This window comes from Parasedimentitalea huanghaiensis (genome assembly GCF_009753675.1).
Lineage (GTDB): Bacteria > Pseudomonadota > Alphaproteobacteria > Rhodobacterales > Rhodobacteraceae > Parasedimentitalea > Parasedimentitalea huanghaiensis.
Map to the genome: position 1 here is coordinate 306,760 of NZ_WQLV01000001.1, position 12,895 is coordinate 319,654.

General features: G+C 50.8%; 9 protein-coding genes. 5 read left to right on the forward strand and 4 right to left on the reverse strand.

Going from position 1 to position 12,895, the window contains the following annotated elements; genetic code table 11:
• Positions 1-37: 37 nt before the first annotated feature.
• Positions 38-1,183: a heme A synthase gene (gene ctaA / locus GO984_RS01435; RefSeq protein WP_157021190.1), complete on the forward strand. Its 1,146-nt coding sequence runs from the start codon at positions 38-40 to the stop codon at positions 1,181-1,183.
• A gap of 1 nt (position 1,184) precedes the next feature.
• Complete coding sequence (locus GO984_RS01440) at positions 1,185-2,654, forward strand: carboxypeptidase M32 (RefSeq protein WP_157020802.1); 1,470 nt, start codon at positions 1,185-1,187, stop codon at positions 2,652-2,654.
• A 367-nt stretch (positions 2,655-3,021) separates the two neighbouring features.
• Here GO984_RS01440 and gyrA read toward each other — a convergent pair whose 3' ends face one another.
• Positions 3,022-5,703, reverse strand: coding sequence for a DNA gyrase subunit A (gyrA, locus tag GO984_RS01445; protein WP_157020803.1), 2,682 nt, complete (start codon positions 5,701-5,703; stop codon positions 3,022-3,024).
• 224 nt (positions 5,704-5,927) lie between these two features.
• Between gyrA and GO984_RS01450 the strand changes: the two genes are divergently transcribed.
• Positions 5,928-6,197: an usg protein gene (locus tag GO984_RS01450; protein ID WP_157020804.1), complete on the forward strand. Its 270-nt coding sequence runs from the start codon at positions 5,928-5,930 to the stop codon at positions 6,195-6,197.
• 28 nt (positions 6,198-6,225) lie between these two features.
• Here the strand turns inward: GO984_RS01450 and GO984_RS01455 are convergent, their stop codons facing one another.
• Positions 6,226-7,179: a radical SAM protein gene (locus GO984_RS01455; RefSeq protein ID WP_157020805.1), complete on the reverse strand. Its 954-nt coding sequence runs from the start codon at positions 7,177-7,179 to the stop codon at positions 6,226-6,228.
• 147 nt (positions 7,180-7,326) lie between these two features.
• On the opposite strand from GO984_RS01455, the gene zwf reads away from it, so the two are divergent.
• Both zwf and pgl read left to right on the forward strand, forming a co-directional pair.
• Positions 7,327-8,802 (forward strand): glucose-6-phosphate dehydrogenase, encoded by a 1,476-nt coding sequence (gene zwf / locus GO984_RS01460; RefSeq protein ID WP_157020806.1) that lies wholly within the window; start codon positions 7,327-7,329, stop codon positions 8,800-8,802.
• The gene (pgl, locus tag GO984_RS01465; protein WP_157020807.1) at positions 8,799-9,470 is read left to right on the forward strand and encodes a 6-phosphogluconolactonase; all 672 of its coding nucleotides are present in this window, start codon (positions 8,799-8,801) and stop codon (positions 9,468-9,470) included. The genes zwf and pgl overlap by 4 nt, the downstream gene beginning before the upstream one ends.
• Before the next feature lie 6 nt (positions 9,471-9,476).
• Here the strand turns inward: pgl and GO984_RS23785 are convergent, their stop codons facing one another.
• Entirely contained in the window at positions 9,477-11,708 is a 2,232-nt protein-coding gene (locus GO984_RS23785) for a Hint domain-containing protein (protein ID WP_157020808.1), read from the reverse strand.
• A gap of 275 nt (positions 11,709-11,983) precedes the next feature.
• Positions 11,984-12,877, reverse strand: a complete 894-nt coding sequence (locus tag GO984_RS01475; RefSeq protein WP_157020809.1) for a LysR family transcriptional regulator — start codon at positions 12,875-12,877, stop codon at positions 11,984-11,986.
• Positions 12,878-12,895: the final 18 nt, after the last annotated feature.

The following is a 12,895-nucleotide window of genomic DNA, read 5'->3' on the forward strand; positions in this document are numbered from 1 at the left end:
GGGAACTAGCGTGGCCACAGATGAAGACGAGGCAAGCATGAGCAAGCGCAATATTTTTGAAGACGTGGAAGGCGATCGTTCTGTCGCTCCGAAAGTCCAGTCCGGACTGATTGAGCGTAACAAGAGCGGTGCACGTAGAGCAATCCGCGCCTGGCTGATGGTTCTGTTTGCGCTTGTAGTTGCAATGATCGTCGTAGGTGGACTGACGCGGCTGACTGACAGTGGATTGTCCATTACTGAATGGAAGCCAGTAACAGGTGCGGTGCCGCCGCTAAGCGAGGCTGATTGGCAGGCCGAATTCGACAAATACCAACAGATTGATCAGTGGCGTATCGAAAACCAGTGGATGCAGCTTGAAGATTTCAAAGCGATCTATTGGTGGGAATGGAGCCACAGACAATTGGGCCGGGTCATGGGGGTGATCTGGGCGCTGGGGTTTCTTGGTTTTTTGCTGGCCCGCAAAGTTCCAATTGGCTGGACCAATAGGCTTGCCTTGCCCGGTGTGCTAGGCGGATTGCAAGGAGGGATCGGCTGGTGGATGGTTGCGTCTGGTGTCACCCAGGGTGAGGGTATGGTCTCGGTCGCATCCTACCGTCTGGCTGTTCATCTAGGATTGGCCTTTATCATTCTGGGTTTCATAGCTTGGTATATTCTAATGCTATCGCGTGAAGATCGCGTTCTGATGCAGGCCCGCCGGGCAAAAGAAAAGAAGCTCTTCAGCCTTTCGACGGGTTTGATGCACTTTGCGTTTTTGCAAATTATTCTTGGCGCATTGGTCGCCGGGATAGATGCAGGCCGTACGTATACCGATTGGCCATTGATGGGCGGGCAGATAATTCCGCAAAACCCTCTTATGCTTGAACCAATGTGGAAGAATTTCTTTGAAAATCCTGGTCTTGTCCAGTTTATTCACCGTATCACTGGGTATGTTTTATTGGGTTTTGGAGTGATTGTTTGGCTCCGTGGTCGACATAGCGCACATCCAATTACGCAAAGTGCTTTTCATGTCGTGTTTGCAATTTTGCTGCTGCAAGTTGTTCTTGGCATCACTACCGTCATCTATGGCGCCCCTTGGCAAATTGCCATTCTACACCAGCTTTTGGCAGTCGTTCTTTGGTCAGCAGTGCTGCGCGCAAGGTTCTTGTCTGCCTACCCCATAACAACTTCGATCAAGGACATCTGATATGAGCGCATTTGACAAACTTATGGCATTCCAGCGCGACACTCAGGCGCTAGGGCAGATTGCCGGGCGATTGGGATGGGATCAGGAAACTATGATGCCCCGAGGTGCGGCCTCCCAGCGTGGCGATGAAATGGCTGCTCTTGAAGCTGTATTGCATGCCCGCCGTATGGCTCCTCAGGTCGGGGATTGGCTGGAACAAGCCACAGCCACCGATGAGGCTGGTGCTGCCCAATTGCGTGAGATCCGACGGAGTTACGAGCGGGCGAAGAAGGTGCCGGCGGACTTAGCCAAAAAACTGGCACAGGTCACGTCCGGAGCACAAGGAAAGTGGGCAGCTGCACGGGCAGATGAAGATGTCTCTGCCTTTATCCCAGTTCTTCGGGAAGTCGTGGACCTGAAGCGGGAAGAGGGGGCTGCACTTGCCGCTGGTGGTAACTTGTACGATGCTATGGTTCAAGACTATGAACACGGCACCACCAGCGCTCAGATTGCGGAAATTTTCGACGCAATGCGGCCCCGATTGGTTGATTTGCGGGCTACAGTTCTGGAACGTCCCACCCCGAAACGGTTGGAAGGGGTGTTCGACGAAGCCAAGCAGATGAAGTTGACCCGTAAGTTAGCCAAGACGTTTGGCTACGATATGAACCATGGCCGCGTAGACAAGGCCGTGCATCCGTTTAGCTCCGGCAGTGGACAAGATGTGCGCATCACAACGCGTACCAGTACAAGCGATCCATTTAGCTGTATCTATTCTACCATCCATGAGGTTGGTCATGCCTGTTATGAGCAAAACATTGACAATGACTATCTGTTAACACCGCTAGGCTGTGGTGTATCAATGGGCGTGCATGAAAGCCAAAGCAGGATTTATGAGAACCAATTGGGGCGTAGCCGTGCCTTTACCAGTTGGTTGTTTGAACAGATGGTTGAGGTCTTCGGGGATATTGGTGTTCCAGACGCCGATTCATTTTATGCTGCCGTCAATACTGTACACAATGGCTATATCCGTACCGAAGCTGACGAAATCCAGTACAATCTTCACGTCATGCTAAGGTTCGATCTGGAACGAGCCTTGATGTCTGATGAACTGCAAGTTGTTGATCTTGAGGCGGCCTGGAATGACCGCTTCAAAGCAGACTTTGGCTACGACGTCGATAAGCCATCAAATGGTTGTTTGCAGGATGTCCATTGGTCTGTGGGACTATTCGGTTATTTCCCTACCTATTCATTGGGCAATGTATATGCAGGGTGTTTACATCAGGCATTGCGGCAATCTGTGCCAGATCTGGATCAGCAGCTTTCAGTTGGCGACACCACTGCTGCAGTGAGTTGGCTTAAGAATAACCTGCAGCAATATGGCGGACTGCGGTCTCCTCTGGAGACTATTGCCCACGCAGCGGGTGCCCAGCCGACCCATGAGCCCTTATTGGAATACCTGGAAACCAAATTTGGCGATATCTACGGTCTCTGAAGTCGTCACTAGACAGAACTTAAATCCTCTGCCGGGAACGGCAGAGGGGTAAGCTGAGCCAGTTTAGATCAACTGGTCTCCAATGCTGTGCGCCTCTCGCTACTTCTTGGCAAACAGCACCCGTGTTGCCCTGTTCCCATTGAAGTCAAGGTTTTCTGGGAACGTTCTTTGTTATGTGGTCACTCAGAAGCAAATGAATTGCTATCCTACAAAGATTTGGCAGAACGCTCTTCAAGTGACGATCTAAGATCATTTTCTGATCTCTCATTTTCTACTCGATGTCCAAGCCCTCTAATGCTGCTGACCCAATGTTTATTGGATCAGCAGTCAGAAAAAAGCTCAGCTTCTAGAAACACACTGACAACCGTTAGGTCTCGTTTTCCTCGTCACCATTTTGCTCAGCGATCCAGGCAACCGAAACCACATCCTCGCCTTTACCCGTGTTGAACACTTTGACACCGCCGGCGCTGCGAGATCGGAAGGAGATTCCCTGAACTGGGACCCTGATCGACTGACCTTTAGACGTTGCCAGCATAATTTGATCAGCCAGCTCGACGGGGAATGTCGCAACAATCTCGTTGCCTTTCATCGCGGCGACCCCTTGTCCGCCACGCCCACTTACTCGGTAGTCATGCGAGGAAGTCAGATTGCCTGCACCACTTTTGTTGATGGTGACCAAAAGTTCATTTGCAGCCAGCATTTCTTGATAACGGTCCTCGGGCAATGCGCCTTCGATCTCGTCACCGTTCTCATCTTCGGTAACATCGCCACCAAGTTCCGTCCGGAACCGCTTGATAAAGGCACTTCGTTCAGATGGTTCTGCCTCAAAATGACGAATTACCGACATAGACACTACGCGGTTGTCATCATTCAAGCGGATGCCTCGCACACCAGTGGATTTACGACCCTTGAAGACCCGGACGTCGGTTGTTGAAAACCGGATAGCGCGGCCTGCATCAGATACAAGCATGACATCGTCGTCTTCCGAACAGATCCGCGCATTGACCATCTCAACCCCTTCGGGCAAGTCCATGGCAATCTTACCGTTGCGTTTGACGTTGACGAAATCGGACAATGCATTTCGACGGACATCGCCAGCCGTGGTGGCAAAGATGATCTGCAGATTGGCCCAATCATCCTCGGGAACGTCTACCGGCATAATAGCGGCAATCGATACTCCGGGTGGAATTGGCAGTATATTGACCACCGCCTTCCCCTTGGAGGTCCGGCCACCCTGAGGTAGGCGCCAGGTCTTCAGTTTGTAGACCATGCCATCGGTGGTAAAGAACAACAGCTGGGTATGGGTATTTGCAACAAAGAGGGTGGTGATGACATCCTCTTCTTTAGTCTGCATTCCGGACACACCTTTGCCACCGCGTTTTTGCGCGCGGAAGTCGGCCAGGGGCGTACGTTTGATATATCCACCTGAGGTCACGGTCACCACCATGTCTTCGCGCTCGATCAGATCCTCATCGTCCATATCACCGGACCAGTCGACGATTTCGGTGCGACGTGGAACCGCAAACTGTTCGCGAACTTCGGTCAGTTCATCCGCAATGATGCCCATGATGCGTTCACGGGAACCAAGAATTTCTAGATACTCTTTGATCTTTCCTGCAAGTTCTTCCAACTCGTCAGTGACTTCTTTGACGCCGATCTGGGTCAGACGCTGAAGGCGCAGTTCCAAAATAGCGCGGGCCTGGGTTTCCGACAGGTTGTAGGTGCCATCGTCATTGGCAGTGTGGGTCGGATCATCGATCAGGGCAATATACTGCAGGATCGGTTGGGCTGGCCACCGCCGGGTCATCAGTTTCTCGCGTGCCTCAGCGGCATCTGCAGATGAACGGATGGTGGCGACGATTTCGTCGATATTGGTTACGGCAACGGCCAGACCACATAGGATGTGACTGCGTTCGCGCGCCTTGCGCAGCAAATAAGCTGTTCGCCGTGCCACCACGTCTTCGCGGAAGTCGATGAACGAGGTCAGAAACCGGCGTAGTGTCAGAGTTTCCGGTCGACCACCATTCAGCGCAAGCATATTGCAGCCAAAATAGGTTTGCATGGGGGTGAACCGGAACAATTGGTTCATCACCACTTCGGCAGTCGCGTCCCGTTTCAACTCGATCACGACACGGACGCCGTTGCGGTCAGATTCATCCTGAACGTGGGCCACGCCCTCAATCTTTTTCTCGCGGACCTGCTCGGCGATCTTTTCGATCATAGCCGCTTTGTTCACCTGATATGGAATCTCGTCGATAATGATTGCGTAGCGATCTCGGCGGATCTCTTCGACACGGGTTTTGGAGCGAATGATGACGGAACCACGACCTTCAAGGTAGGCCTTGCGGGCGCCAGTCCGGCCCAACATTACACCACCAGTCGGGAAGTCGGGGCCGGGGACGTAGTCGATCAGCTGTTCGCTGGTCAGATCTGGATCCTCGATCAGCGCAAGGGTCGCGTCGATCACTTCGCCCAGGTTGTGTGGCGGGATATTGGTGGCCATGCCGACGGCAATACCGCCAGCCCCATTGACCAGCATATTCGGGAATCGAGCCGGCAGAACAGTTGGCTCTTGATCCTTGCCGTCATAGTTATCTTGAAAATCGACAGTGTCTTTGTCGATGTCACTTAGCAAAAATGCAGCCGGCTTGTCCATCCGGACTTCGGTGTAGCGCATCGCTGCAGCGTTATCGCCATCCATCGAGCCGAAGTTGCCCTGGCCATCCAGAAGTGGCAGCGACATTGAAAAGTCCTGCGCCATCCGAACCAGAGCGTCGTAGATAGCACTGTCACCATGCGGGTGGTATTTACCCATGACATCACCAACAGGTCGGGCCGATTTACGATACGACTTTTCGTGACTATTGTTGGTTTCGTGCATCGCATAAAGAATGCGGCGGTGCACCGGTTTCAACCCGTCCCGTAGGTCAGGAATGGCCCGGCTAACGATGACAGACATCGCATAGTCGAGATAAGAGGTCCGCATCTCGGATTCGATAGAGACGGAAGGACCATCAAAAATCGGCCGCGAAGGGGGTGTTTCATCCATATTTTCAGGAGTTTCCGGCGTATCGCTCACGTGTGCTGCCCGTTGTTATTGATGGGTCTATATCTTGTGTATGCACCCTAACAGAGAGGGTATATGGGGCGCAAGCAAGCAGAGTTTTTCAGTGCTATTTACACGTTAATAATTTCGTAACCTGCTGTTTTTGAGATAAATTAACATCTTTCGCGCTACCATTGTTTTGTACACTCTAATTATGGAGGTTTTTGATGGAGCGTAGCGAAACTGAATTGATGCTAAAGGGCTATGGCTTGACCACTGCGGAATTCACTTACCACATGCCTGATTATACCCATGTGTTGAACACTTATGTCTGGCAAGATTATGATTTGCTGCCAGATCATCCCAAACTGTTTGAGTTCGTAGAATTCTGGCAGCGGGAGATTGAGGGGCCCCTACATTCGGTGCGTTTTAGTCATCGAAAAATGATCAGTCCTGGTGAATGGCGTAATGTTAAAGGTGTGTTGACTTTACATTAAAATTGCCCGTCCAACTGGGAGGATGGAGCTAGGCAGAACAGCGGGCTCCACCTAGTACACAAAACTTTGCGCAGTGAGGGTGGTTCAAAGAAACATCCTGTTCTGCGCTAGCCAAAGTCTCACCTAGTTCAAATTCGGCTGTATAGGGCAACAAGGTGCAAGCAAGAACAGTCGGTCGTCTGGCACCTTTTCGTTTCACAACCATGCGAGAGGTTGAACACATGACATCTTTGGGTGACTTACCAAGAATATCCCAGCACGCAGTGGTGATTTCTGGAACTTCGATAGTATCATCCATTTCTGGAAATAGAACGGTTTGGCTGGGGTTCTGGGCGTCTATACAAAACCCATACTCAGCGAATAATTCTTCAAATCCGGCCCGAGAGGCCGTATCGTTTTTGCCCCATTGGCTACGCGCAGCAACGGCAATTTCGAAGCCATTTTCCTGCAACCAGCGCATACCCAGCAATGACTTTGCAAAACTGCCATGGCCACGCTCTGCGTCGTGTATGTCTTCACTAAAATGATCCAGTGAAATACGTAACACCATCTGTCCTGGGAAATCGATAAGTAGCTGTATCAATCCTGCCTGCATGGATTTTCGCATCATAGGTTGCATTGCGTTGGTCAGAATCAACACTTTATATCCACGCTCTAACGCAAAACGGATCATGCCAACGATCTGAGGGTTCATAAAGGGCTCACCACCGGTAAAACCAATTTCTTTGACCGGCCAATTTCTTGCTTCAATCTGATCAAGGTAGTCTTGGACTTCATCAGCGGTAAGATAGACCAGAGCATCGTTGCTTGGTGAACTGAGAATGTAGCAATTTGCACATTCAATATTGCAAAGGGTTCCAGTATTGAACCAAAGTGTTTCGGGATTACTGAGTGCTACGCTCGCTCGTTCGTCTCCGTTGGACGTTAGATAGCTATCTTGAAATTTTCCTTGGTTGGCCGCAGGTTGAGGCAAGTCTTTCATCAGGTAATCCCGGGTGGTTTTTTCATTTGGGTCTAGCCTATACTCATAGGCGAGTTAAAGTCTGTGAACAAATATATGATCAGGTCGTGATCCAGAGACATACTAAAATTGGAATGCGTTATACGACGCGGTAGGTAAGGGCAAAGTATGGTTTCGCGCGTCATCCCAGTGGATTTGTTCGATCTGGTAATTTTTGGTGGCACCGGAGATCTTGCGCAACGCAAGATCTTACCTGCATTGTTTCGTCGGTTCTGCGGTGGACAGATGCCTAACGGCGCCCGCATAATTGCAGCAGCGCGGGCGGATTTGTCTCAGGCTGCTTATAAGGCTATGATATCCAAAGCTATTCATACCTATGGTGGCAATTTTGCGAATGACTCTGTTGCACTAGACGCATTTCTTGATTGCCTCACCTACTCCCGCGTGGACGCTACAGGTGATATCGGTTGGCCCGAGCTCACCACGTTGATGGAGCAAGGGCAGGGCGCCCGGGTTACAATCTTCTATTTTTCAGTTGGTCCCAACCTGTTTGGCCCATTGGCCGAGCGTTTGCACAAACATGGCTTGGCTCAAGAGAGCAGCCGAATTGTTGTAGAAAAGCCCTTTGGTCGCGATCTTGAGTCTGCTCGCGCCTTAAACGCCACGCTTGCGACCCATTTCTGCGAAGGCCAGATCTACAGGATAGATCACTATTTGGGTAAAGAAACCGTACAAAACCTTATGGCGATCCGATTTGGCAACATGTTGTTCGAACCTTTGTGGAACAGCCAGTACGTTGACCATATTCAGATTACGGTTGCTGAAACTGTCGGTATTGCAGGCCGCGAGGCTTATTACGACCGGTCAGGTGCCATGCGGGACATGATGCAAAATCATTTGATGCAATTGTTGTGCCTCATCGCGATGGAACCACCGGCAAAATTCGACCCAGACGCGGTGCGTGATGAAAAACTAAAGGTAATTCGGGCGCTGGACACTGTTGAGCCACATCACATTGTGCGGGGACAGTATCAGGCTCAGCAAGGCGCTGATGATCGGCACGACGCTTATCGCGAAACTGTTGGTAATCTCCGGTCTACTACCGAAAGTTACATCGCTCTGCGTGCGCATATCAGTAATTGGCGTTGGGCGGGCACACCGTTTTACTTGCGAACTGGTAAAAAACTGGTTGCACGATCCTCAGTGATCAATGTGTTTTTTAAGGATGCGCCGCATTCGATTTTTGGAGAAGATGCGGGGCGGCATGCCAATCTGTTGTCCATTCGCTTACAGCCAAATGAAGGTATTACTTTGAAGGTAACAATCAAAGAGCCTGGGCCTGGTGGTATGCGATTGATGGATGTGCCTTTGGATATGACCTTTTCGGAAGCATTGGGGGCTGCAGGGGGTAACCCTCCGGACGCCTATGAACGCCTGATCATGGATGTGATCCGCGGCAATCAAACTCTTTTTATGCGCGGAGATGAAGTCGAAGCAGCCTGGGCCTGGACCGATCCGATCATTGCGGGTTGGCAATCCCGTGGAGATGTGCCCAAACCCTACGATAGTGGCAGCACGGGACCAGATGATGCCGACCTTTTAATGAGACGCGATTTACGTGAATGGCAAGGGATAAATCCATGAATACTATAGAATACCCTGATCGTGACATGCTGGCGATTGATGTAGCCAATCGATTAGCCGGAGATCTTGAAACCCATTTGTTGAACCACGAAAGCGCCTCTCTTGCCGTTGCAGGCGGCACTACTCCAGCGCCCATATTTGATGACCTCTGTGCCGCTGATCTCGATTGGTCCCGGGTTCGGGTGTTGGCGACTGACGAGCGATGGGTGTCTGAGACCAGCGAACGCTCTAATGCACGGATGATTTCCGAGCGCCTGTTGGTTAACCGTGCAGCAGCAGCCCACTTTTTACCTTTTCATGTTCCAGATCAGGTCCCCGAAGATGTAATTGCAGAAGTTGAAGCGATTATAGCGCCTGAATTGCCTATCTCTGTTCTGCTATTGGGTATGGGGTCGGATATGCATACGGCTTCGTTGTTTCCTGGTGTGCCAGGACTTGAGGCCGCGCTGGAGGCGTCAGCACCGGTATTAGCAATACTGCGACCAGACAGTCAGCCTGAAGCCCGTATAAGCCTGTCAGCAAGGGTTCTGGATGCCGCTATTTCGAAGCACTTAGTGATTTATGGTGATGACAAACGAAAAGCGCTTGAACAGGCGATGTTATTGCCGCCTGAAAAAGCCCCAATACAAGCGGTGTTATCCGAAACCACCGTTCATTGGGCGCCATAAGGCAAGCTAAAGATGCGCGATGTTTGCCTGAAGCACGAGCGCTTCATGGGATTTCAGCGCTCGCCGAGCAGTTGGGTAATGGTAGTCTTGGCACTGGAGTTCCGGAAACAGGTCAACAAGTTCCTCGCGTTGTTTTGCATCCATACCAACGAGTGTCTGGTCCCCAGGCTGAAAACTTTCACTCCATGTTCGATCTGCTTGAATAAGTTCATGCTGGTCAAACAGAAGGTGGATGTAAGTAACAGCTTTAGAGGTTGCACGTAAAATATTATGGTCATTGATTAAGTGCAGCGCTGGAACCAATACTTCTGGATCCCCGAACAGCAATTCAGACAGAGCACCAGTGATGAGCATTCGGTGTTGAGGTGATACGTACATATCGCGCTCTGGTATACCGTTACCTAGGGCATTTGCCCGAATTTTTACTGGTGCAAACTGAGGTTTGATCGAAAGGTCGTGTTCATTCAGATTGCGTCGTCCGATCCAACGAATTGCTTGATACCCATTATCGCGTGTAAGTACTTTGTCGCCGACGGATAGCTGTTCAACCGGAACCTCGCCGTGTGCTGTCAGAATTAATGACCCTGGTGTGAAGCAGGCGATGACCTCCTCTATATTGGAGAAGGTGAGGCTGCCAGTCACATTTCCTAACTCATCCAGAATCTCAACTGTTCCAGATCCGTTGTTATCGGAATCGTAAATGATATTGGTGCGGCTAGATCCACCAAGCGCGCTAATATCCAGTTGGTCGTGATCATCGCCTCCCTCACCACCGTCGACGACATCGCCATCACCGGCAATAATCAGGTCCCGGCCATCGCCCCCTGACAAAGTGTCAGCGTCATCGCCACCAATCAGGGTGTCGTTTCCAAAGCCACCATTGATTCTATCGGAACCAGAACCCCCAACCAGGTAGTCATTTCCAGACCCACCATTCAGGGTATCTCGACCCTCATCTCCGTACAGGGTATCGTCTCCGACCCCGCTGTTCATATAGTCGTTACCTGTGCCACCTTCGCCATAAAACGAAGACCCAGCTGACGCGCCATCAAGGAAGTCATTTCCTGCATCGAGAAAAATTCGATCTGAGTCTTCGTGGACACCTATGAATACAAGGTCATTTCCGTCGCCACCGTGTATTTCATCATTCCCTTGGCTACCTGCAAGGGTGTCATTTCCGTCGCCGCCATAGACTGTATCCACGCCCATGCTACCAATCAGCGTGTCATTACCTTCTTCGCCAAAAATCAGATCATCTTGGTCGCGGCCAAATACGTGGTCATCGCCAGCGCCGGCATAGATCAAATCGTTGCCATAAAGCCCTTCAAGACGGTCATTACCATCGCCACCCAAAAGGGTGTCGTCGCCCCAACCACCAGTTAGGGTGTCGTTGCCGCTGCCACCCGAGATTAGATCATCGCCATCACCGCCACTGTGGTAGTCGTGTCCGTCACCTCCATAAAGGGTATCATTGCCGTCGCCCCCTAAAATGGAGTCGTTACCAAGCCCACCGTTAACAGAATCGTTTCCGTCGCCAGCAAGAATTGTATCATCACCGTCGCCAGCAACAATTTCATCGTCGTTTGATCCATCTAAAGCGTCATTGTGGTCGACTTTGTCACCTTCAGGATCACCCAGATAAGATGTATCAATTAGGTCAGATCCATCTGTTCCTTCGACAACGTCGCCAAGAGCATCGGGGATGGAAAAGCTTAGATCAGAGAGGCCAGCAGCACCTGAGATCGGAGCGTCGGCTCCATTGCTTAAGGCCAAGGTCAACTGTGAGATAGGACCTGGCAAAAGAACAGTGATGTTAGCGGGGTCGACGCTTTCCGCCTCAATCGAAACAGATCCATCTGGATTAACTGAGATAACTTGATCCGTCACGCCCCCAAGGGACGCAATGACAGTATCCGACGGTATTAGAACACTATCAGCGTCGTACACCCACAGGGTTAATTTATCATCGAGCGACGAGCTTGTTGAGTTAACATGCTCGAGTTGGAAACTCAGGTCGGTGACCGGATTAGAAAACCCAAAACTTGCAGTTACCGGATCGCTGGCCCCAAACGAACCGAAATCAGAGACGTTATTACCGGATTGGCTTGCATCCCATGAAGCCTCTGAAAAGGTCCCAGTAACAGTTGTGCTGTTGCCGCCGTCTTCCAGCACCATACTGGCGCTCTCAGCTGTACCGTCTGATCCAGTGAGCCAAATATCGTTGTCGAGGCTGATCATATTTGAAAACTCTTCTTGGAGTTATTGAACATTGCAGGGCCCCAACTGTTTAAATTCTGCATATTAGGAGCCTCAAGGTCACAATGATTTGGCCTGACAAAAATGTATTCTCGCCACATGATGAAGTTTCTTTCACGTCAAAGAGACCATGACACGACCGAGGTAAGGTCAACCAGCGCCCGTAATATGGTGAAACTGTGACCAAAATTATTTGATCAGCTGTTTTTTAGGGGCTGTAATGGAATGGAGCGACCATATTGGAGCTTGCCCGAGTTCTATTGCAGATCAAGGTATTCTAAGAACAAACGGACTGACGATGTCTCTGCTCGTGCATTGGGGTAGATGCAAACATAGTCCTTTTTCATGGGGAGCGAGACGCTGGAGGGGGAGACCAATGAACCTGAAGAAAGAGCAGAGTTTACAAGAATTGAAGGTGCTAGAGCGATACCGGCTTCCTGTTTTGCAGCCGAAATTGCAAGCGACGTATCGCTCAGAACTAACCCAGGACTTGTGAGGGCTGCGCCGCCAGTGCCCGCTTCACGACGCCAGTCTAACCAGACCGGTTCGCTGGCGTAACTCGGGCCCCATTTGTTATGAATAAGCTTAGCGTCAGGAACATTGGTGAGCATTCCTTCAGGATCGGAGTGCTGTGCCCAAAATGACGGTGCACAGACCGGAATTGCAAAGTCAGAAAACAAGGCGGTTTGGCGGTATTCCGGATAGAACACCGAGCCAAATGTCAGACGAATATCAATCGCTTCTCGCTCGAAATCAATTGGATCTTCCTGCACACGTATATCTAAGCAGATACCCGTCTTGTCACTGAATCCTAGCGCTTTCGGGAGAAACCAAAGCTCAGACAGGGCAGGGAGTACACTGACCACCAACTGACGAGAGCGTTTGTTGCTGCGAACGATTTGGGCTGCATCAGATAACTCGCTAAAGGCATGCGCAAGTTTCGGGTACATTTCCTCTCCTGCATCGGTCAGAGAGATGCGGTTTCCTTTGCGCAGGAAAAGCTTTTTACCCAAGTGATCTTCGAGACTTTTGACCTGCAAGCTGACGGCGGCGGAGCTGACGCCAAGTTCATCGCCTGCCAGCACAAAACTGCCGCATCTGGCGGCGACCTCAAATGCTCGCAGTCCGTTCAATGAAGGTAGGTTTTGCATCTACACCCTGGTTTTTCT

Coding starts and splice junctions, on each gene's coding strand:
- ctaA (WP_157021190.1), top strand. CDS start 38: ATGAGCAAGCGCAATATTTTTGAAGACGTGGAAGGCGATCGTTCTGTC.
- GO984_RS01440 (WP_157020802.1), top strand. CDS start 1,185: ATGAGCGCATTTGACAAACTTATGGCATTCCAGCGCGACACTCAGGCG.
- gyrA (WP_157020803.1), bottom strand. CDS start 5,703: ATGGATGAAACACCCCCTTCGCGGCCGATTTTTGATGGTCCTTCCGTC.
- GO984_RS01450 (WP_157020804.1), top strand. CDS start 5,928: ATGGAGCGTAGCGAAACTGAATTGATGCTAAAGGGCTATGGCTTGACC.
- GO984_RS01455 (WP_157020805.1), bottom strand. CDS start 7,179: ATGAAAGACTTGCCTCAACCTGCGGCCAACCAAGGAAAATTTCAAGAT.
- zwf (WP_157020806.1), top strand. CDS start 7,327: ATGGTTTCGCGCGTCATCCCAGTGGATTTGTTCGATCTGGTAATTTTT.
- pgl (WP_157020807.1), top strand. CDS start 8,799: ATGAATACTATAGAATACCCTGATCGTGACATGCTGGCGATTGATGTA.
- GO984_RS23785 (WP_157020808.1), bottom strand. CDS start 11,708: ATGATCAGCCTCGACAACGATATTTGGCTCACTGGATCAGACGGTACA.
- GO984_RS01475 (WP_157020809.1), bottom strand. CDS start 12,877: ATGCAAAACCTACCTTCATTGAACGGACTGCGAGCATTTGAGGTCGCC.